Genomic DNA, 18,676 nt, shown 5'->3' with positions numbered 1-18,676 from the left:
GGGCCTCGGATTACGGTTAGCCGCCGAGCGTACCGCGAATGATCTCGTACTCATCGCGCACGCACGCGGCGACGCCCTCGACATCGCCTGCCGCACAGCGATCGAGCAGTCTCGCGTGAACCTCGCGCGAGGCGCGGATGAACGCCTTTTGCTTTTCGAGATGATAGTGAAAACGCCACTCGCCGATAATTCGCGCCATTCGTGGGCGGCCGGCAGCATCGAACAGCATCTTATGAAAATGCTCGTGGGCGCCGCGCACTTCGGCTTCGCCGGCCGCACGATTCATCGCTTTTAACGCCTCGCCGGCGCGCGCGAGAACGGCATCGCCCAGTGCTGCGACTGCGTGCCGCATGATGCGCTCTTCCAAGCACTCGCGAATCTCGACGACCTCGCGCAGTTCGCTGCCGTTGGGCCGCGGCGAAACGACCGCGCCTTTATTGGGCCGGTAGACCAGATAGCCTTCCGCCTCGAGCCCGCGCAGCGCTTCACGGATCGGAATGCGGCTCAAGCCAAAACGCTCGGCCAGCTCCATCTGGTTGAGGGCGGATCCGGGGGGGAACTCGCCCGATTCGATATCGGAGCGCACTCGCTCGGCGATCTGATCGGCGGTTCCACGAATCGGCGCGCCCCCGTTGACAGTGGGCATTCATGGATTGTATACATGTTTACACTATGCGTCAAGCGGCCGCGGCGGCATGTCTCCTTCTCCTCGCTTGGAGCGTTCCGGAGGCGGCGGCCGTGCCTTGCGATAGCATCGTTTATCGGCCCGACGACCGGCTTATTAACATCCCGGTCTTCGTCGACGGCTCGCAGCTATGGTTCGACGTCGATACCGGCGCGCGCCATTCGGTCATCGACCTCGCGGCGGCTAAGCGCCTCGGCTTACCGCTGATCAAACCGGCGCGCATGTCGGGCGTGGGACGCGGCAGCGCGGAGCTGCTTCACACGTTGCCGCTCGAGTTGCGGGCCGGTACTGCGAGCGTTCACGTCGCCGACCCGTGGGTTCTCGATCTCAGCCACACTGGGACGAGCCGGCGCATCGACGGCCTCGTGGGAGCAGATTTCTTCAAAGAATACGTCGTGCGCATCGACCCGAACGCGAAGACGATCGCGTTTTGCCGCGGCACGCCGGTGGCGAGCGGTCCGGCTGGTGCGACGATTCCGCTGATCGTCACGAACGATCGCTTCTTCATCAACCTGAGACTTACACTTCCCAACGGTGTCGCGGCGACGCACCGGGTGCGGGTCGACACAGGATCCGACGATGCAGTCAGCGACGACCTCGTGCGGCAGTCGCCGACGCGACGGAAGAGCACACAGGGCGTCGGGCTCGGGACTCCGTACGTGGATTATTCCGGCGTCTTCGCGAGCGTGCAGATCGGTCCGTACGCTATAACGAACGTCTGGGGGCCCTCGGGCAATCCGCCGGCGGTGGGCATGGAGATTCTGCGCCGCTTCATCCTCACGTTCGACGCGCGTCGAGGGCGGCTCGGCCTCACACCAACTGCGCGCCTTCATGATCCCGTTCCCACTCCAGCGCCGGAGCACTGAAGAGGGAACTCGAACGCTGCGCGCGGCTCATATCCTGAGTGAGTGCAGCCCGACCTAGACCGCGCGACCACGATATGGCCAAACGTGAGGGGTGGTTTTAGCGTCCCTAGACAAATATCCACAGGTGGCCCGAATAGTCCGCACGGTCCGGATCCGTGCGCCTCAGGATGTAGTGATCGATCGACTCCAAGACTTCTTCTCGCAACACCCAAAACTCCAGGTAAAGGCTTTGGGCTCATCAACCGCGAGTGTCGAGATTCGATACTACCTGTTGTTCGACTGGCTCAGCATTGCTCCGCATCGCGAGGGTGTAGCATTTGCGTGGCGTCCGGCCTGGCGCGGCTTCCCCGCATTTGGTGCCACGCTTACGGTGCGGCCCAGCGGCAAGAAAACGGAGGTCGTGCTCGACGGTTCGTATGAGCCGCCGGGCGGTCTTTTCGGGCTTTTTTTCGATAACGTCGTGGGTCGAAGACTCGCTGCGCGCACCATGGATGCGTTCCTAAAGCAGATCGCGGACAACCCCTAGAGTAAACCGAGCAACCACACGCATAAAGGCGGGGAGGAGGTCGCTCATCGGTATTCCAAGTCGCGAAGCATGATGCGACTGACTTCCCTTTCGTTAGGAACGGTAATCCTAATCGCGGGCTGCTCGGGCTTGGGCACCAGCCCGCAGGGCGTCGTGCCGCAGGCGGCGTCTTCTGCCGCACGAGCGCGAGACGCGAAGCCGCCGCGGCAGACTCTCTACGTGCTCGTTAATAATGGGACCTATGCGAGCTACGTGGCGCTGTACGATGCGTATTCGAAGAACCCGACGATGATCGGCAAGATCACTAAAGGGCTGGCGAATCCAGGCGCCATTTGGACGGACGCAAAGGGCGACGTCTTCGTCGGCAACGATATGACGTATACGAGCTCGGTTACGGAGTACGCACCCCGCACGTACAAGCTGGTCCGGTCTTATACCAACGGAATCGACTTGCCGTTCGGAGGAATGGTCGACTCTAAAGGCACGATGTACGTTTCGGTCGCGGGTGTGAAGGGGCAGATCGAAGGCGGAATCGCGGTCTTCCCGCGGGGAAAGACGAGCCCATCGACGATTTTAACCGCGGGCGTGTACGTTCCGCACGGCCTTGCCAAAGATGCTGCGGGGCACCTTTTCCTCGCGCAGATCTACGGTTCGCAGTCGTCGGTCATCGAGTTTCCGAAAGCCGCGAATAAAAGTAAGGTTCTGCCGCTGAACGACCTCAATACGGGCGCGTTTCTCGAAGATCTCAAGCTCGATGCCCACAACGACATCGTCGTGGCCGACGCCGAGCTCAACAGCGTCCGCTTCTATCCGCCGCCTTACAAGAAGGAGCGCATGGCCCTCACCAGCGGTGTGACGACCCCAACGGCACTCGCCTATGGAGCGGACGGCACGCTCTTCGTCGGCGATGAATATGCAGGCGCGAACGGCAACGTCGTCGTTTTTCCCCCAGGGGCGACGCAGCCGACCGTTCGAATCACCGATGGAATCACCGGCGGTGTTCTTGGGGTGGCGTTAAGCCCCGCGAAATAAAGCGAGGTCCGTGCGTGTCGTTATTTTCGGGTGTAGTCGGTGGTCCAGTTTGTTTCCCAGGTGCGGCCGCGGTCGGTAGAAAAGGCTTGTTCGAAGCGAGGGTGGTCGCCGCTCTTTAGCCACCACTTGAAACGAACGATTACCGGCGTGCCGTGCCACGTATCGTCGGCGTAGAACTGGCCAACTCCGTTGGGATCGAAGTGGCCGACCTGCTGCGGGAGCGCGAGCCCAATCTTCGTCGTGCCCCAGTAAAGCGACCACTGATGCGTTGCGGCATCGTAGAGACGCAGCGTCATTCCGTGAGTGTAACCGCGGGGCGGCGGGCAGCGCAGGTCGCCGTCCTCGAGGTTCGCGCTGCCGTTCCAGAACGGGCGGATGGTCGACGTCCCGTAGCAGTCGTACCAGACGTTGTCGTGCGCAAGACGCTTGCGCAGGATACGATAGTGCGTCGTCCAGGTGCCGAAAAGGAAGTCGAAGCCGTGGTGATTGTCGTAGGCCGTCGACGTGACGAGCGACGGCTCGGGCGTCGCGGCGCTACCCGGCGAAATTGCGGCGAGAACGACGGCTGCGCAAGCCGCCGCGGCGAAGCGTTTCATGAAGGCCCTCCTAGGTAGAGCGCGCGGTTCGAGATGTCGAGCGTGAAGGCCCGTCCGCGCCAGAACTCGTTGCCGACGTTGCAGTCGTAGGTCAGATTCGTAAATAAGGCCTTCGGCGTTTCGATCGTGGAGGTTGGCGCGCCGGCAAGAGCGACCCGTGGGATCGTCGCGATAATACGCTCCCCCGCGGGCCCCTGCACGCGCTTGAGCCGCGAATCGTCAAGGTTGACCCCGAGCTTTGACGCGAAGCGTCTGTCGAGGAAGAGTCCCTGCGAACCGGTATCGATTTCGCAGAGGCCGCGCTGGCCTCGCCCAAAATCGAACCAGGCAAAGATCCCGAGTGAAATGTCGCGATCGTCGGCAAGTTCGATCGGAACCTTCGAGGCCGAGCGCGTGCGCTTTGCGAACGACGCCTCATCTTCGAGAATCAGCTGCTGCGAGGCATAGTCGAACGTAACCGGCTGGCTGCGAAAGGCGGTCGCGGAGATTAGGCCGTCAATGCCGCTGCCGTCGAGTCCGCTCCAAATGATGGCCGGCGCGCTGGAAATCTGTAGCGTTCGCAAGGAGAGCGTGGGCAGCGTTCCGATATCGGCGTCGACGCGTTCGCCTTCCATCCGCCAGTTGGTGTAACGGCGAGTGGCGATGACGCCGAGCGTTCGTGCGGCCGTCGACGACAGGACGTCGACGCCGGCACCGAGATCGACGATCATCGTCAGCGGCAAGCCCTTCGCGGTTGCCTTTACCGTCACCAGGCCGCCGCTCAAGGTGAAGGGGACGACTGTCTGTGCCGCCGCGCGCAGCGGAATCAGCGCGGCCAGAGCTAACAGCGCAAGTTCTTTTTTCAAGCGTGCAGTCACGCGTCTCGTATTTCGGCTTCGCTCCGCACGACACCCACACCCGTCTTTCGACAATCCTTCGACAATCCTTCGACAAGCTCAGGACGACACGAACCACTGCTAAGTAGGGCACGCGTTATCTCCGCTAAGTGGGACACGCGTTAGCTCCGCTAAGGGTGACACTCAGAGGCGCGAGCTAGGAGCAGCGTGCGGTCGCGCGAGTTGCGCGCGAGTGCGGCGGCGCGCTCGAATTCCGAACGTGCTTCGCTCAATCGCCCCAGTTTGAAGAGCAGATCGGCGCGAACGGCCGGCAGCAGATGGTAGTTGCGCAGCGACGGCTGATCGAGAAGCGCGTTGGCGATTTCGAGGCCGGCTTGCGGGCCGAATGCCATACCTACGGCGACCGCGCGGTTGAGCTCGACGACCGGCGTCGGCGTCAGCTGGCCTAACGCATCGTAGAGAGCCGCAATGCGCTCCCAATCCGTTTCCTCGGGTGTGGCGGCACGAGCATGGCAGGCCGCGATCGCCGATTGCAACGCGTACGGTCCAAGCGACGTGCCAAGTTCCTGAGCTTTGGCAAGCGCGTTGCGGCCGCGGCTAATCAGCAGCCGATTCCAGCGGCTGCGATCTTGGTCGAGCAAGAGAATGGGCTCGCCGGAAGGCCCGACGCGAGCGCCCATGCGCGAGGCTTGTATCTCCATCAGCGCGACGAGTCCCAACACTTCGCTTTCGTTCGGCACCAGCGCCGCGAGCATGCGCCCGAGCCGAAGGGCATCTTCGACGAGCTCTGGACGCAAGACGTCGTCCCCCGCCGTGGCGGCATAGCCTTCGTTGAAAATTAGATAGATCGTTTCAAGAATCGACGCCAGGCGCACCAATCGTTCGGGTCCGGAGGGTACCTCGAAGGGAACGCGCGCTTCAAAAAGCGTGCGCTTCGCGCGTACTATGCGCTGTGCGATCGTGGGTTCGGGAACGAGAAAGGCACGCGCGATCTCGGCAGTCGTCAAGCCGCCGACCAATTTGAGCGTCAGCGCGACGTGCGCTTCCTTCGAAACCACCGGATGGCAGGCGACGAACATCAAACGCAGCATGTCATCATCGATTTCCTCGTAGGAGTCGGCGAAGTCGGGTTCCACTGCACCCTTCGACAAGCTCAGGGTGACACCGGAGGGGCTCGAGGTGGCATCGGAGTCGACGTGCAGCGTTTTGTCACGGCGAATCTGATCGATCGCACGGCGTTTCGCGGTGGTCATCAGCCACGCGCCCGGATTGCGCGGGATGCCTTCGCCGGGCCACTGCGAGAGCGCCGCAACGAAGGCATCCTGCGCCAGATCTTCCGCTCGTCCGACGTCGCGCAGCATCCGCGAGAGGCTCGCGATCAGCTTTGGCGATTCGATCCGCCAAATAGCCGCGAGCGTGCCGCGAGGGTCGCCGCTGCTCACTATGGCGTCGGCGAAACCTCGTGAAGGTAGCACGTCCCGGTGCCGAGGACGCCGAGGAAGCGCTTCGTCCAGGCGATCGCGTCATCGCGATCCTTTACGTCCATGAGAGCGAAGCCGCCGACGACTTCCTTCGATTCGGCAAACGGCCCATCGGTGACGCTCGTTTGGCCGTTCTTGCGCGCGATCGAGAGCTCGAGCATATCGGTGTCGCGTCCGCCGGTGTCGACCAGCGCCCCTTTCGTGCGCATCTCTTGGATCAGCGTGCCCATGCGCTGCGGAAGCGTGGGGTCGTTATGCGGGTGACCGTTGGTGCGGTCGATGGTAACGATCGAGAGGACCTTCACTTCATTTGCTCCGCAAGGCGCTCTTGACGCGCGGCGATCTCGGGGGTGATGTTCTCACCGAAGTCCTCGAGTTCGTAGAACGGCCGGATCTCGAGGCTCTCGCCGTTGGAGAACGGTGCGTGCGTGAAGCGCTCGACGATCTCTTCCTTCGACTTACCCTGAACGATCCAGAAGCCGGCGACCAGCTCCTTCGTTTCGGCGAATGGCCCGTCGATGACCGTCGTCCGCCCGCCGTCGAAGCGCAGCCGCTTGCCTTCCGATGAGGGCCTCAGGCCCTCGCCGGCGAGCATCACGCCGTCTTTGACCAGCTGCTCGTTGAACTTGCCCATCTCGTTGAGGAGCTCGGCCGACGGAAGGACGCCCGCCTCGCTGTCTTTGCTTGCCTTCACTAGGACCACGAATCTCATTGAAAATCTCCTTTGGTGGATTTGCTACTTACCTATGCGTCGAACGGAGGGCTTCCGTTTCGACATGGGTGCGCATTTTTTTGCGGGCACCCCGGGCGGGCGGCCCGAAGGTTGCCGCCGTGGACGAAAAGCGATTCCGTTTCGACCTTCTCGTAGCGCTGGGAGCCCTCCTGATCAGCGGCGTGGCAGCCGCCTCGTCGGCCTACCAGACCTACGTGATCCGCAAGCAGTTCAGCGCGACCGTTTGGCCTTATCTAACCTTCATCACCTCGAGCTCCACCGGGAAGTTCTTTGAGCTGGACGTCGACAATCCGGGCATCGGTCCAGCGCTCATCATCACCGCGACCGTGACGCGGGACGGCAAAGTCATCGACCAGCGGTCGGGACCAAACGTCGTCCCGGCCGTCGGCCGCGCTCTCCAGCCCGAACGCGACGAAGCCGCGGCCGCCGAACACAAATTTCACGAACACGGCAACAACGATATGACCGCGAGCACGATCCAGCCCGGTGACGTCTTGCCGGCGGGTCAAAAGCTCGAGCTCCTGCGGGTCGAGGGAAAGTTCCTCACGGGCCCCATCCTGGCAAACTTTCATCGCGTCAACATCGCGCTCTGCTATTGCTCGCTGCTGGGGGATTGCTGGACGAAGCGTCTCTCCGACCAAGCGATCAAGCCACGATCGGTACGATCGTGCTCGGCTACGTCGTGAGAGCGCGTGCGATGTACTCGGCGACGCTTCGAAAGACCGCCGTAAGCTCTTCTGAGGAGGCCTTCGAACCGACGTAGTACGTCGTAATCAACAGGGGTTTAAGCCGCGGTGGCCACGCGACCGCGATATCGTTGGTCGCTTCGTTACGGCCATTGCCGCTCTTGTCGCCGATCTTCCACGATTTCGGCAGCCCCGCCCGCAAGCGGTCGAGGCCGGTTTGGCACTTGAGCATCCACCCGACGAGCTGGCTGACACTCGTTACGTTCAGCGACGCACCGAATAAGATGGCGTTCATCAGCCCGCGCATCGCAAGCGGCGACGTGGTATCGCGCGGGTCGCCGGGAATCGCGCTGTTGAGATCGGGCTCGCGGCGATCCAGCCGCGTAACCTCGTCGCCGAGGCCGCGCACGTAGGCGGTAGCCCCGGCCGGTCCACCGACGAGCGAGAGCAAGAGATTTGCGGCGGTGTTGTCGCTGAGCTCGATTGCCGCTGCGCAGAGCGCATCTACGGTCATGCCGCCCTGGGCGACGTGAGCGCGGGTTACCGGCGCGTATCCGAGCAGATCGCTGGGGCCGTAGCGCACCCACTGGCCGGTTTTTATCGTTCCGGCTTCGACGTGCGAAAGCACGTCGGCGACGAGGAAGAACTTAAACGTGCTGCACATCGGAAAGCGCTCGTTCTCGCGATAGGCTGCGGCGCGGCCCGTTTGGGTATCGATCGCCGAGACCCCAAGTCGACCGCCATACCGTTGCTCCAGCTGCGCGAACGGCGGTTCGTCGTTGTTCTGCGCCGCGGCGAGCTGCGGCAGCGTTGCGTTCGTCAGTGCCGCGAGCGCGCCCCCGGAAGCGCGCAGGAATGAAATGCGCCGCACTTAGCGAGCCAACGCGCGGACCGCGGCCGGCGGCGTGAATACGTGCGGATTCACGTTGTCGTACGTTACCGACGTAATCCGGCCGACGCCGACGAGCTTGTCGTCTTTAAAATCGGTTTCGCGGGTTGCGAGCGAGAGCTTTCCGAAACGACGATAGCGCTCAAAGACCTGGCGGGATTCGGCGATCTCGGGAGTACCGTCCACCCACTGATGAAAGCGGTACCCGGTGAGCAGGCCGCTCTTCACGTCGTAGTACTGATTGTTCTCGTTTCCCCAGAGGGTAATGCCGCGAACGCGGTAACAGGAACGGCCGGCAAACGATTCGACGCCGACGACCTTCATCGACTTGAAGTACTTCGGTATGTGGGCGAAATAGTACATGTCGGCATCGCGCCGGATCGAGACTGCGTTATGACCGCGAATTACCTGCGGGGCCGAGTGCGCACCGATCGACCAGGCGATCTTGCCGTCGTAACCCGAGAGATACCGGCCGAGGCGGGGGACCGTGACGATCTCGAGACGTTTGAAGTCGGCGAGATAGAGCACGATCCCGGCGTGGATTTGCCTGCCATGCGCTGCATAGATCGTGTTCGTGCCGCGGATCGTCATCGATCGGGGCTGCAGGATCGCCGCCGGGCCGCCGATCGCGTCGACGAAACGCTGCTGGACCTGGGAGACGGTCGGCAAGGAAGCCGGCGGCGCCTGGTGGGCTCTCCCTCCGCAGGCCGCGACGGCGGCAATGGCGATCACCGTGCCCGCGCGGCGAAGCGCCGGACGCAGTTGTAATGCAATCACACTCGTATACCTCAGTTGCTGTACTCTGGGATGACTCTTAGGCCGACAACGCCGACAGGGTTTACGTTGTCCTTCGACAATCCTTCGACAACCCTTCGACATGCTCAGGATGACGCGGCTCGAGCTCAGGATGACGCTATAATGAAACCTTTTTTCGCGCTTGTATTTGTTGCCGCGCTCGCGGCATGTTCTCTCGGTACGTCCGCTTCGCCACCGTACATGCGGGGCGATACGGCCATGCGCGCACTTGCAGGCACCGGCGCCGGCAAGATCGAGCACGTCGTCTACGTCATACAAGAGAACCGCAGCTTCAATGGAATGTTCGAGGGGTTTCCGAACGCGTATACCGTTTCGCGCGGAAAGAACTCGCGCGGCAAGACCGTCGTGCTCCAACCGATAAGCCTCAAGAGGCTGTACGACATCGATCACTCGGCCGGAGCAATGTTCGAGGCGTGCAACGCGCCGGCCGGCGACCTTCCCGGAACCCACTGCAGAATGAACGGCTTCGATCGCGAGGTTGCGTCGTACGGCGCGCCCGCGAATCCGCAGTACGTCTACATCGACCACAACGAGTCGAAGCCGTACTTCGACATGGCGCACGAATGGGTGCTGGCGGACCGGATGTTCGCTTCCCAGCTAGACGAGAGTTTCGTGGCGCACCAATACATCATCGCGGCGCAGGCGAAATCGAGCGTTAATATTCCCGCCGGTCCGTGGGGATGCCCCGGCGGACCGGGCGACAAGGTGCAGACGATCACCCGCAAGCGCGGGATGGGTCCCGTGCAAACGCCGTGCTTCAATTACACGACGCTCGGCGATGAACTCGACAATGCGGGGCTTTCGTGGCGCTTCTACACGAGCACGTTCAACTATCCGACGAGCGGCCTGTGGTCGGGCTACCAGGCCATCGACCACATCTACAACGGCCCGGACTGGAAGAAAGACGTTATCACGCCGCAGAAGCGCTTTCTCACCGACGTCGGCAGTGGGAAGCTCGCGGCGTTTAGCTGGATTACGCCGCTCTGTCCGGATTCCGACCACGTTGCCTGCGGCGGCGGATATGGCCCGTCGTGGGTTGCAACCGTCGTCAACGCCGTGGGCGAGAGCAAGTTCTGGAACTCAACGGTCATTTTCGTCCAGTGGGACGATTGGGGCGGCCTTTACGATCCGGTGCCTCCGCCTTATCGCGACTACGACAGCCTCGGATTCCGCGTTCCGCTGATGGTGATCTCGCCCTACGCGAAGCACGACTACGTCTCGCACGTCCAATACGAGACGGCCGGCGTGCTGAAGTTCGCCGAGGACCTCTTTGGATTGCCATCGCTCGCCGCCGCCGACCGGCGCGCCCACTCGCCCGCCGCCGACACGCTCGATTTTACTCAAGCGCCACGCAAGTTCGTGCCGATCAGATCGCCCAAGGGGCTCAAGTTCTTCCTGAATCAAGGCGACGACGGGCAAGCCCCGGACTACGAATAGCAGCCCAGCGGCAGCTTTCGCAACCCGGCGGCAGGCCGAGTGGATTAGAGCCATACACACCCTGGTATGAGGAGAACATGGACTTAACAATTGAAAAGCCGCGCAGCGCCAAGGACAGGCTGATCGGGCTCGTCTCGCTCAAGCGCGTCATCGACAAGGCCAAGGCCTATAACGAGGGGCACCTCGGCGACTACGATTACGACTGCCCGCACGACAAGCCGCTCTTTGAGTTTCTGGGAACGACCGGGCCCGAGTTCGCGAGCAAAGTCAAGGAGCTACAAACCGACGACGCGATCGCGGATTGGGTGCAGGCGCAGTTCCTCTCAAAAAAGACCGCCCAAGAGATCGAACGATTCAACAACGACCGGATGCATTGGCATCCCGAGCCAGGTTCGCACTCGGCGGAGTACTTCGACAACCTGCGCGAGCAAGTTGCGCCGGGGCGAAAAGAGATCGTCACGTGGTTCGACGTGCTCGACCTGGACGAAGGCCGTCCGGTACCCGTCGCTACGAGCCTGAACTGACCGTTTTATTCGTCCACGGCTGGCAAGCCGATCGCTCGGTCTGGGGCGGCGTTATCGCCGCCCTCGGGCCCGACGCACGCGCCGTCGACGTAGACTTGCGCGGCAGCGGCGAGCTGCGTGATATTCCTGGGCCGTTTACCGTCGAACGATTCGCCGCCGACTTGCGCGAGATCGTTGAGCGGCTTGAAGATCCCGGCCCCGTCGTCGTCGTGGGACATTCGATGGGTGCGATGGTTGCGATGCGTTTAGCAATCGACGCGCCGGAGCTCGTTGCGGCGCTGGTACTCGTCGCGCCCGTTCCAGCAAGCGGCGCCGGCTTCTCCGAGAAGGGCGCGAATCATCTTCGCGCAACCGTCCGGGATCGTGAAGCCGCGCGCAAGTGGCTGACGCGCACGTTTCACAACACGCCCGAAGCCGATGAGTTCGAACGCCTCTGCGAAGCCGCGGAGCGCGGCGACCCTGACGCCGCGCTCGAGAGCTTTGAGTCGTGGACGAACGCCGATTTTGCCGAAGAGACACAAAAGATTTCGGCGCCCGCCGTCGTCATCGCGCCCGAGCACGATACTCCGGAGATATACGAACGAAAAGTCGCAGCGCTACTTCCGAACGCGCGGTTCGTGCTTCTGCGCAATTGCGGCCACTACGCAATCATAGAGCGGCCCGAGGCGATCGCACAGGAGATCGCCGCCGTCATTCGGAGACTCTAGGAGCTTGTCCGAGTGAAGAGTGAGGGCACCGGGAAGCTGCTGCGTATCTTCGTTGGCGAGAGCGACCGGTGGGGCTATCAGCCGCTCTACACCGCGATCGTCGAAGCGGCGCGCAAAGCGGGAATGGGCGGCGCAACCGTCTTCAAGGGAATCGAAGGGTACGGCGGTCACTCGGTCGTGCACGCGGCGCGCGTTATCGATTTCTCCTCGGACCTGCCGGTGCTCGTCGAAATCGTCGATACGCAGGAGCACATCGCCGCTTTTCTGCCGACGCTGGACGAGATGGTCAAAGAGGGGCTGGTTACGCTGGAAACCGTCGAGATTATCGCCTATCGCGCGGGCGAGCCGAAGAGGCGATGAGAGGCATCCTTCCTTTTCTTGCGGTCGGCCTCGGTGCGGGACTCGGCGGGATCTGCCGCTATGCCGTCGGACTCTTCTTCCTCGCGCGCTTCGGTCCGGGATTTCCGCTCGGCACGCTCTTCATTAACGTCAGCGGATCGTTTTGTATCGGTGTCGTCGCCGTGCTCGTTCAGACGCGCGCGCTCGGGTTCCATCCGCTGCTCGGCGTCGCGTTAACGGCGGGATTGCTCGGCGGCTACACGACGTTCTCGAGCTTCGCGTACGAGGCGTTGACGCTCGGCAGCGAACGCGAGTGGCGCCTGAGCCTCGCGTACGCGCTCGGCAGCGTCATCCTCGGCGTACTGGCATGCTACTTGGGCATCGTCGCCGCACGCCTGGTGAGTCGCCCAGCATGAAGCGGAGGATCGTATGACCGAACTTGCTGCGAAGGTTTGTGTGCCGTGCCGAGGTGGAGTTCCACCCTTGGACGATGCGCAGATTGCGCCGCTTCTCGCCCAGATCGACGCGGGGTGGCAGGTCGTCGAGCGCGACGATCCCAAGCATCTACGCGTGAAGGTCCTGACGCGAACCTACCGTTTCAAGGACTTTGCCGAAGCGATGGCCGCGGCGGTGCGCGTCGGCGAGATGGCCGAAGAGCAACAGCACCATCCCGATCTGCGGGTGGCGTGGGGGCGCCTGGGCGTCGAAGTGTGGACGCACAAGATCGGCGGCTTGACCGAGAGCGACTTTATTTTCGCCGCGAAGTGCGACCGGCTCACACGCCCCGGCACCACCGAAGCGGGTTCGGGGGAAACCTGGGGCGTGTAGCCGGTGCGAGGCTATAGCGCTTTTCGCCGAGCCTCGGCCCCCACGGTAACGCTGACCGGTTTCGAGGCAATGCCGTTGGCGACGACCACGAGCGTGCTCTTCCCGCTCGCGATCTTCTTCGGCACGTCGAAGTAGGTCCAGACTCTCTTCGACCCGGTCGCGACGCCCATCGTGCTGTGGTCGTGCGTGCGAGCATAGTAGATCTTGCCGCTGCCGTCATTTGTTATGCGCACCAGCGGATAACCGGTCGCGTTCTGCTCTTCGTCGCCGAACGCAACTGCTTGCGAGAGGCCATTAAACTGCGTTCCCGTGATCTTATACGTTTTGCCGGGCGTGATGCTGGCGGGCGCGTTTGAGATCGTGGGCGCCCAGCCGGCTTGCGGCTTGCCCTTGGGGGTGTAGAGCACGACTCCGCTCGAGCCGAGCATCAGCACCTGTCCCGTCGGCAACAGCACGGGCGGCCCCGCGGCGGTGCCGACCTGCGCAAAGCTCTTACCATTGTACTCGTAGAGAATGTAGTGGATGCTCAACACCAAAACGTTTCCGCTGGGCTCGAGCATCGCGTACGAATCGCCGGCGTTGTCGTTGTTGGGAAAATCAGGGCCTGCGGCCCACGTACCGTTCTTTGTGCCGTAAATTGCGGTGTGCCCGGTGCCGTAGCCGCTCGGTCCCGTACCCGCGCCGGTTGCGAAGACGGTGCCGTCGGGGCGCAGAATCGCCGGACCGATCTCGCCCGGCGGGCGATAGCAGTCTTTTGGCTTCGGCCCGTACTTCACACAGCCCGGCTCGCCCGGAGAGCGCAGATCGACGACCGTCGAGCCGGCACTCCTCCAATGGCCGGTCGCCGGATTGTAGATCTCAGAGTGCGGAGCGTTCTTCACGTCGGCGGTGAGGATCGTCCCGTCGGGCAAAAGCGTCCAGCCTTCCTCGGAGTTGAAGTCGGCCTTGCCGGCGTCGCTGGCCTGCGACCACTTCAGCGTCTTGGGATCGAGGAACGCATCCCAGTGATGAAGCTTGTCGCCCATCATGACGCGCCCATCGGGCAAAATGGTCGAAGGTGAGTCGCCGATCCACTGCCAGCGGTGCGGATGGCCCAGCGGCGTCCAGGTGTTCTTCACCGGGTCGTAGACCGCACCGAGATCGGTCAACTGCAGCGGATACCCGTTGCTCGGATTGTTGTATTCGCCGCCGCTGATCATCAGGCGGCCGTCGGCGAGCACCTGCGAGGCGTACGCCGAAGGCCCGTACCCGGCTTGCAGCGACGCGAGCTGCGACCAGGTTCCGTCGGTATAGCTGCCCTTCGAATCGGGTGCGTAGCGATACCAGTTGCTGCCATAGATATCTTGAGTGAGAACCGAACCGTCGGTCATCAAAAAGCCGATCATCATCGGCGCCGGCGGCTGACTCCTGACCAACGCGAACTGCGCCGAGCGGCTCGCGCCGAGCGCGCCGAGCAATTGCGTCCCTGCGCCGGGCAGCATCGATTGGCTGCCGGAGCACCCGGACGCGGCGGCGGCGAGCGTCGCCGCGGCTAAGAGAGACGCAGAGTTCCTGAAGTAGCGAAGCACGGGACCTCCATTCTTATTCGTAATCGGGTGCGAAATCGGTGTCGCCCGACCGATCCATGAAGAACTTCGGCGGCAATGGCGCCGCAATCTTCACGAATTTGCGCGGGCTGGCGTTGAAATCAAAGCAGTCGGCGGCCGGAGAGGCTGCGCGCCGATCGGCCGGAGCGAGCTGCCCAAGGCCGTAAAGATCCTCGGCGAAGCGCAAGACGCTCGCGGTTTCGTAGGGCACGTGCGACACGAAGCCCTGTTTGGCGTACGGCGACATCACGATCAGCGGAACACGAAAGCCCAAACTGTCGCGATCGAGGTGGGCGGGCGCGACGTGATCGTACAAGCCGCCCCAGTCGTCCCACTGAATGAAGATCGCGGTAGAGTTCCAGAATTTACTCTGACCGACGGCGTTCACCAACGCTGCGACCCACGACGGCCCGTAGCCGCCGGGGCAGTTTACGTGGTCGGAGTCGTCGCAGACCGGCGTTATCCAGGTAAAGTTCGCGAGCTTGCCGGCGCGAACGTCGGTGAGGAATTTCCAGTTCGGGGAGATGACGTTCTTCTTCCAATCGGGGCCGCGATAGATGTGTGCGACGGCCTGATAACTCGACCAGACTCCGCCGCTTCCGCTCGACTCACTGCCGTAACTGCTCGCGTAGAAGCGCCACGAGAGGTGCGCAGCATCGAGCTCGTCGCCGAGCGTCTGATATTCGAAACAGGGCGGCTGCGGCGTCCCGTTGGGGTTGCGATCGATCGTGATCGTCGCAACCTTGTTATAACGGCCGCCGCCGCAGCCCCACTTGCTGTAGGGCAGGTCGACGCTCCAGGCGGCCTGCGCGGCGATGATGTACTGGTGCGCGACGAAGCTCTCATCAAGCTGCGATTGGAACATCCGGTCGGCCAAAACGCCTTCGTGCGCCATATCGAAGTAGGGCTGCGAGTCTCTGCGAGGCACGTAGGCGTACTCCGGGTAAAGAAATGGACCGCCGAAACTCTCTTCGTTGTTGAAGCCATTCATCCGGCAGTGCGTGCCCGGCAGTTCGCCCTTGGGCGCGTTGCAGGCGGCGAACATCGCGTCGGCCGAGTGGTCGATCACGTACTGATCGCTCAGCGGCACCGGGCGCAGCTTGATCTTCTCACCGGTGGAGATGGCGCCGCTGTCGACGGTATCGGCACCCGGATAACCGTGGAACAGGTCGTCGAAGCTGCGGTTCTCTTGCACGATGTAGACGACGTGGGTAATCTTGCCGGCACCTGTTCCGGTGAGGTGGTGCAGCGGGTTGCCGTTTTGCATGTACGGGAGGCCGCCCGAGCATGCCGCGAGCGGGAATGTGAACGCCAGCAGCACCGCAAGGCGTGCTGAATAAAGACGATTCATTGACTCGCACTATGCCGCCCTAGGGGGAGCCTCCTCTTGCTTTGCCGGGCGCGCCCGTCGCGCAAAAAAGAGCCGCGCGGCCAAGCTAGCCCTTAAACGCGAAGTATACTGCGCCGATGATGAACAGGTAGCTGACGGCGTAGTTCCACTTCGGGATCTGGCCGAAAACGACGATCGCGAAGACGGTAAAGACGATCAGCGTGACTACCTCCTGCAGTATCTTCAACTGAGTCAGCGTCAGGGCGCCGTAACCGATTCGATTCGCCGGAACCTGAAAGCAGTATTCGAGCAATGCAATACCCCAGCTCGCTGCAATCGCGAGAACGAGCGGGCTTTTCGTGTTCTTCAAGTGCCCGTACCAGGCGATGGTCATGAAGAGATTCGAGAACGTCAACAAGATCACGGTCGCGATAACGGGATACCGGGCAAGGAATGCAGGCATGGGCGCTTGGTTCCCGGAGAGGCCGCCGCCTAAAAGGCGGTCCGCGCTCTTAGGCCACCCAAGCAGAGGATTTAGGAAGGGCCAGCAGGTGATTTAGGTTTGCCTAAGTATCAAGTGAGGCATGCTTAAGTGGCCGGTTGCCTTGCTTATACCCGCGCTGATCGCGGGCTTTCCGTCCGCCGCAGAAGCCATACCGCTCTTTGCGCACCAGTACGGCGTGACGTGCGAAAAGTGCCATAGCGTCCTTCCGCATCTCAACGAGTTCGGCGCGGCGTTTCTAGCCAATGGCGAGCGCTTTCCCGGCGTCTCGTCGGGCCGGGCGATCCCGCTTTCGCTGAAAGTGAACTTCGTCGACTCGAGCGAGAACCAGGGCGAGGGCCCCGACGGCGCCGGCCTGCCGAAGGCGATCGTCGACGAGGTCGAGGCGTTTTCGTCGGCGACGATCGGCTCGCGCGCGAACTATTTCGTCGAGCAGTACCTCGTCGACGGCGGCGAACCCGGGCTGCTGCGCGACGCGTGGATCAGCGATCGCGCCAATCCCTGGAACGCAAAGATTCCGGTGCTCGTACAAGGCGGACAGTTCACGCTGCCGCTGCCCGTCGATCCGGAGACTTTTCGCGACACATATCAAAGTTATACGCCGTACGAGCAGACCGTGGGCCCGAATCCGTTCACCTTCTTCGATACGAAGCTGGGCGCGAGGGTCTCCGTCGGCGACGCGCTGCACGGCCTAAATCTGCAGCTCTTCGCGGGGCCGGGTTACGACCGGCAGAGCGGGCTCGCGCCAACGGGCACCGATACAGAAGTGTACCTTCAGGACGCGATGGGCCCGTTTACGCTGAGCGTCCTGAACTATGACGGTCTGCGCCCCACGCCGTTGGGGCCGTTTGATCGTTTCAATCGCACGCTGTTCGGCTTTACGTACGGACAATGGACGCGCTTCTCGAGCGAAGCCGTGCTGATCGAGGGCAACGACTCGAACTGCGCAACCGATCCGCCCACCGTCGGCACGCTCGTCGGAGGATGCCACATGAGCGGTGGGTTCGAACAACTGCGCTACGCGTTTAACGACCGGCTCTTCCTCGAGGCGCGGTACGAGGGAACGAACGATCCGACCAACGGCTTTACGCGCGACGGCGTGATCCTCGCTGGATACGGACCGACGGAGAACACGCGCTTGACGATCGAAGACGTGCTTTCGACCTCGCCGAGTACCAGCAATACTATGAATATTCAGTTCACGGTGGCATATTGAGATGAGAAACTATCTTTGCGCGCTTCTTCTCTCGGCGGCTCTCGTTGGCGCGGCCCCGGTGGGTCGCGAGATCGATACGGCCAAGTCGAGCGCGCAGTTCAGCGTCGCGCACATCTGGGTCGAGCGGGTCGTGGGCACGGTGCCGATCCTGCGCGGCAGCGTTACGCTCGACACCGGCTCAATCATCCCCGTGAGCGCGACCGCGGTGCTCGATGCGACTCGCATCAAAACCGACGCGCCCGATCGCGACCGCTCGCTGATGTCGCCGGATTTCTTCGACTCGTCGAAGTTTCCGAACTGGACGTTCGTCAGCACCCGCATCGTGCCCAAGACGCTGACGACGTTCGAGATGGACGGCAACCTGACGATCCACGGCGTCACTCAACCCGAACAACTCAACGTCACGGCGACCGGAACGGCGGCGCAACCCGCATACCGCGCGGAAGGGGAGATCGACCGCCACGCGTTTGGCATGGCGCGCACGCAACTCGATCCGACGATCGGCAACAGCGCCGACGTTACGCTCAACATCGTTGTGAAATAGCGATGAATCGAAGCCGCGCCAAAAGGGCCCGGAGTCGAGGGATTTCGAGCTGGGCTATCGCGTCGACCAACGCCCTGCGAAGTTCGCCAAGCAGCTCTTGACCGAAGCGCTGCGCCCAGCGCGCTTCGACGGTTGCAAAGAGCGGCTTCCAAACGGCACGGGCCCGCATCCCGGCCGACGTTGCGCGAACGTGCTTCGTAGCGGGATCGACGACGAGGTAACCCCAGCGCTGCATTCCCGAAAGATGCGGGGCCGTGCGTGCGCCGCGGACGAGGTCGGCGGCGGATATCCCCTGCTGGTCGACCAAGCGCATACAGTTGGAATACATCGCCAGCGAGACGAGCCAGGGGCTCTTGCGGTTGCCGCCATGCCGCGAGCTGCGGTGAGCAGCGCGGCGCTCCGCCTCGTTATCGAACTCGATCGTAAAGGCGACCAGCGCGTACGAAAGCAGAGTCGGCAGCGGCACTCTCGTTGTTGGCATGAGGCTCCGTTCGTTTGTGGAATTTTAATCCTTGGG

At 62.6% G+C, this 18,676-nt stretch carries 24 protein-coding genes; 12 read left to right on the top strand and 12 right to left on the bottom strand.

All coding sequences use genetic code 11. The annotated features are described in order from the left end of the window. Nucleotides 1-16: 16 nt before the first annotated feature. Nucleotides 17-646: a GntR family transcriptional regulator gene (locus VGG51_01265; protein HEY1881652.1), complete on the bottom strand. Its 630-nt coding sequence runs from the start codon at nt 644-646 to the stop codon at nt 17-19. Nucleotides 647-738: 92 nt separating this feature from the next. Between VGG51_01265 and VGG51_01260 the strand changes: the two genes are divergently transcribed. From VGG51_01260 to VGG51_01250, 3 genes are all read left to right on the top strand, one after another. Then, nucleotides 739-1,551, top strand: coding sequence for a retropepsin-like aspartic protease (locus VGG51_01260; protein HEY1881651.1), 813 nt, complete (start codon nt 739-741; stop codon nt 1,549-1,551). A gap of 91 nt (nt 1,552-1,642) precedes the next feature. Beyond that, a complete protein-coding gene (locus VGG51_01255; GenBank protein ID HEY1881650.1) occupies nt 1,643-2,077 on the top strand; it encodes an SRPBCC family protein in 435 nt (144 codons plus the stop codon). 69 nt (nt 2,078-2,146) lie between these two features. Beyond that, nucleotides 2,147-3,109: a hypothetical protein gene (locus VGG51_01250; GenBank protein ID HEY1881649.1), complete on the top strand. Its 963-nt coding sequence runs from the start codon at nt 2,147-2,149 to the stop codon at nt 3,107-3,109. A 20-nt stretch (nt 3,110-3,129) separates the two neighbouring features. Here VGG51_01250 and VGG51_01245 read toward each other — a convergent pair whose 3' ends face one another. The 5 genes from VGG51_01245 to VGG51_01225 form a co-directional block, all read right to left on the bottom strand. Then, nucleotides 3,130-3,705, bottom strand: coding sequence for a hypothetical protein (locus tag VGG51_01245; GenBank protein HEY1881648.1), 576 nt, complete (start codon nt 3,703-3,705; stop codon nt 3,130-3,132). After that, entirely contained in the window at nt 3,702-4,562 is an 861-nt protein-coding gene (locus tag VGG51_01240; protein HEY1881647.1) for an aspartyl protease family protein, read from the bottom strand. Before VGG51_01240 ends, VGG51_01245 begins: the two co-directional genes overlap by 4 nt. 149 nt (nt 4,563-4,711) lie before the next feature. Then, nucleotides 4,712-5,983, bottom strand: coding sequence for an RNA polymerase sigma factor (locus VGG51_01235; GenBank protein HEY1881646.1), 1,272 nt, complete (start codon nt 5,981-5,983; stop codon nt 4,712-4,714). Next, entirely contained in the window at nt 5,983-6,327 is a 345-nt protein-coding gene (locus tag VGG51_01230; GenBank protein ID HEY1881645.1) for a YciI family protein, read from the bottom strand. Before VGG51_01230 ends, VGG51_01235 begins: the two co-directional genes overlap by 1 nt. After that, the gene (locus tag VGG51_01225) at nt 6,324-6,734 is read right to left on the bottom strand and encodes a YciI family protein (protein ID HEY1881644.1); all 411 of its coding nucleotides are present in this window, start codon (nt 6,732-6,734) and stop codon (nt 6,324-6,326) included. Before VGG51_01225 ends, VGG51_01230 begins: the two co-directional genes overlap by 4 nt. A gap of 119 nt (nt 6,735-6,853) precedes the next feature. Here VGG51_01225 and VGG51_01220 point away from each other — a divergent pair, with 119 nt between their 5' ends. Next, nucleotides 6,854-7,441 (top strand): hypothetical protein, encoded by a 588-nt coding sequence (locus VGG51_01220; protein ID HEY1881643.1) that lies wholly within the window; start codon nt 6,854-6,856, stop codon nt 7,439-7,441. Here the strand turns inward: VGG51_01220 and bla are convergent. Together bla and VGG51_01210 are read right to left on the bottom strand one after the other, a co-directional pair. Beyond that, nucleotides 7,431-8,312 (bottom strand): class A beta-lactamase, encoded by an 882-nt coding sequence (bla, locus tag VGG51_01215; protein ID HEY1881642.1) that lies wholly within the window; start codon nt 8,310-8,312, stop codon nt 7,431-7,433. The genes VGG51_01220 and bla overlap by 11 nt on opposite strands. After that, on the bottom strand, nt 8,313-9,107 hold the full coding sequence (locus tag VGG51_01210; GenBank protein HEY1881641.1) for a hypothetical protein: 795 nt from the start codon (nt 9,105-9,107) through the stop codon (nt 8,313-8,315). 237 nt (nt 9,108-9,344) lie between these two features. On the opposite strand from VGG51_01210, the gene VGG51_01205 reads away from it, so the two are divergent. The 6 genes from VGG51_01205 to VGG51_01180 all read left to right on the top strand — a co-directional run bounded on the left by VGG51_01205 (nt 9,345) and on the right by VGG51_01180 (nt 12,981). After that, the gene (locus tag VGG51_01205; GenBank protein ID HEY1881640.1) at nt 9,345-10,583 is read left to right on the top strand and encodes an alkaline phosphatase family protein; all 1,239 of its coding nucleotides are present in this window, start codon (nt 9,345-9,347) and stop codon (nt 10,581-10,583) included. A 77-nt stretch (nt 10,584-10,660) separates the two neighbouring features. Continuing rightward, nucleotides 10,661-11,107, top strand: coding sequence for a DUF5069 domain-containing protein (locus VGG51_01200; GenBank protein HEY1881639.1), 447 nt, complete (start codon nt 10,661-10,663; stop codon nt 11,105-11,107). Then, nucleotides 11,044-11,814, top strand: a complete 771-nt coding sequence (locus VGG51_01195; protein ID HEY1881638.1) for an alpha/beta hydrolase — start codon at nt 11,044-11,046, stop codon at nt 11,812-11,814. Before VGG51_01200 ends, VGG51_01195 begins: the two co-directional genes overlap by 64 nt. A 12-nt stretch (nt 11,815-11,826) precedes the next feature. After that, entirely contained in the window at nt 11,827-12,174 is a 348-nt protein-coding gene (locus VGG51_01190) for a DUF190 domain-containing protein (GenBank protein HEY1881637.1), read from the top strand. Continuing rightward, a complete protein-coding gene (locus VGG51_01185; protein ID HEY1881636.1) occupies nt 12,171-12,569 on the top strand; it encodes a CrcB family protein in 399 nt (132 codons plus the stop codon). Before VGG51_01190 ends, VGG51_01185 begins: the two co-directional genes overlap by 4 nt. A gap of 13 nt (nt 12,570-12,582) precedes the next feature. Next, nucleotides 12,583-12,981: a 4a-hydroxytetrahydrobiopterin dehydratase gene (locus tag VGG51_01180; GenBank protein HEY1881635.1), complete on the top strand. Its 399-nt coding sequence runs from the start codon at nt 12,583-12,585 to the stop codon at nt 12,979-12,981. Between the two features lie 11 nt (nt 12,982-12,992). Here the strand turns inward: VGG51_01180 and VGG51_01175 are convergent, their stop codons facing one another. The 3 genes from VGG51_01175 to VGG51_01165 form a co-directional block, all read right to left on the bottom strand. Beyond that, a complete protein-coding gene (locus tag VGG51_01175) occupies nt 12,993-14,549 on the bottom strand; it encodes a hypothetical protein (protein HEY1881634.1) in 1,557 nt (518 codons plus the stop codon). 13 nt (nt 14,550-14,562) lie between these two features. Beyond that, entirely contained in the window at nt 14,563-15,918 is a 1,356-nt protein-coding gene (locus tag VGG51_01170) for an alkaline phosphatase family protein (GenBank protein ID HEY1881633.1), read from the bottom strand. Nucleotides 15,919-16,003: 85 nt separating this feature from the next. Further along, a complete protein-coding gene (locus VGG51_01165) occupies nt 16,004-16,360 on the bottom strand; it encodes a DMT family protein (protein HEY1881632.1) in 357 nt (118 codons plus the stop codon). Between the two features lie 142 nt (nt 16,361-16,502). Here VGG51_01165 and VGG51_01160 point away from each other — a divergent pair, with 142 nt between their 5' ends. Next, nucleotides 16,503-17,615: a hypothetical protein gene (locus VGG51_01160; GenBank protein HEY1881631.1), complete on the top strand. Its 1,113-nt coding sequence runs from the start codon at nt 16,503-16,505 to the stop codon at nt 17,613-17,615. Between the two features lies 1 nt (nt 17,616). Next, nucleotides 17,617-18,159: a YceI family protein gene (locus VGG51_01155; GenBank protein ID HEY1881630.1), complete on the top strand. Its 543-nt coding sequence runs from the start codon at nt 17,617-17,619 to the stop codon at nt 18,157-18,159. Here the strand turns inward: VGG51_01155 and VGG51_01150 are convergent. After that, entirely contained in the window at nt 18,140-18,640 is a 501-nt protein-coding gene (locus tag VGG51_01150; protein HEY1881629.1) for a hypothetical protein, read from the bottom strand. The genes VGG51_01155 and VGG51_01150 overlap by 20 nt on opposite strands. Between the last annotated feature and the right edge of the window lie 36 nt (nt 18,641-18,676).

The sequence above is a fragment of the Candidatus Cybelea sp. genome (genome assembly GCA_036489315.1).
In the GTDB taxonomy this organism is placed as follows: Bacteria; Vulcanimicrobiota; Vulcanimicrobiia; order Vulcanimicrobiales; family Vulcanimicrobiaceae; genus Cybelea.
The sequence above is the reverse complement of the archived record's forward strand: the minus strand, read 5'-3'. Positions and strand labels throughout refer to the sequence as shown.

What these genes read in the sequence shown, in the direction of transcription:
- VGG51_01265 (HEY1881652.1), bottom strand. Translation starts at nt 646, where the DNA reads ATGCCCACTGTCAACGGGGGCGCGCCGATTCGTGGAACCGCCGATCAG.
- VGG51_01250 (HEY1881649.1), top strand. Translation starts at nt 2,147, where the DNA reads ATGATGCGACTGACTTCCCTTTCGTTAGGAACGGTAATCCTAATCGCG.
- VGG51_01245 (HEY1881648.1), bottom strand. Translation starts at nt 3,705, where the DNA reads ATGAAACGCTTCGCCGCGGCGGCTTGCGCAGCCGTCGTTCTCGCCGCA.
- VGG51_01225 (HEY1881644.1), bottom strand. Translation starts at nt 6,734, where the DNA reads ATGAGATTCGTGGTCCTAGTGAAGGCAAGCAAAGACAGCGAGGCGGGC.
- VGG51_01205 (HEY1881640.1), top strand. Translation starts at nt 9,345, where the DNA reads ATGCGCGCACTTGCAGGCACCGGCGCCGGCAAGATCGAGCACGTCGTC.
- VGG51_01200 (HEY1881639.1), top strand. Translation starts at nt 10,661, where the DNA reads ATGGACTTAACAATTGAAAAGCCGCGCAGCGCCAAGGACAGGCTGATC.
- VGG51_01185 (HEY1881636.1), top strand. Translation starts at nt 12,171, where the DNA reads ATGAGAGGCATCCTTCCTTTTCTTGCGGTCGGCCTCGGTGCGGGACTC.
- VGG51_01180 (HEY1881635.1), top strand. Translation starts at nt 12,583, where the DNA reads ATGACCGAACTTGCTGCGAAGGTTTGTGTGCCGTGCCGAGGTGGAGTT.
- VGG51_01170 (HEY1881633.1), bottom strand. Translation starts at nt 15,918, where the DNA reads ATGAATCGTCTTTATTCAGCACGCCTTGCGGTGCTGCTGGCGTTCACA.
- VGG51_01165 (HEY1881632.1), bottom strand. Translation starts at nt 16,360, where the DNA reads ATGCCTGCATTCCTTGCCCGGTATCCCGTTATCGCGACCGTGATCTTG.
- VGG51_01155 (HEY1881630.1), top strand. Translation starts at nt 17,617, where the DNA reads ATGAGAAACTATCTTTGCGCGCTTCTTCTCTCGGCGGCTCTCGTTGGC.
- VGG51_01150 (HEY1881629.1), bottom strand. Translation starts at nt 18,640, where the DNA reads ATGCCAACAACGAGAGTGCCGCTGCCGACTCTGCTTTCGTACGCGCTG.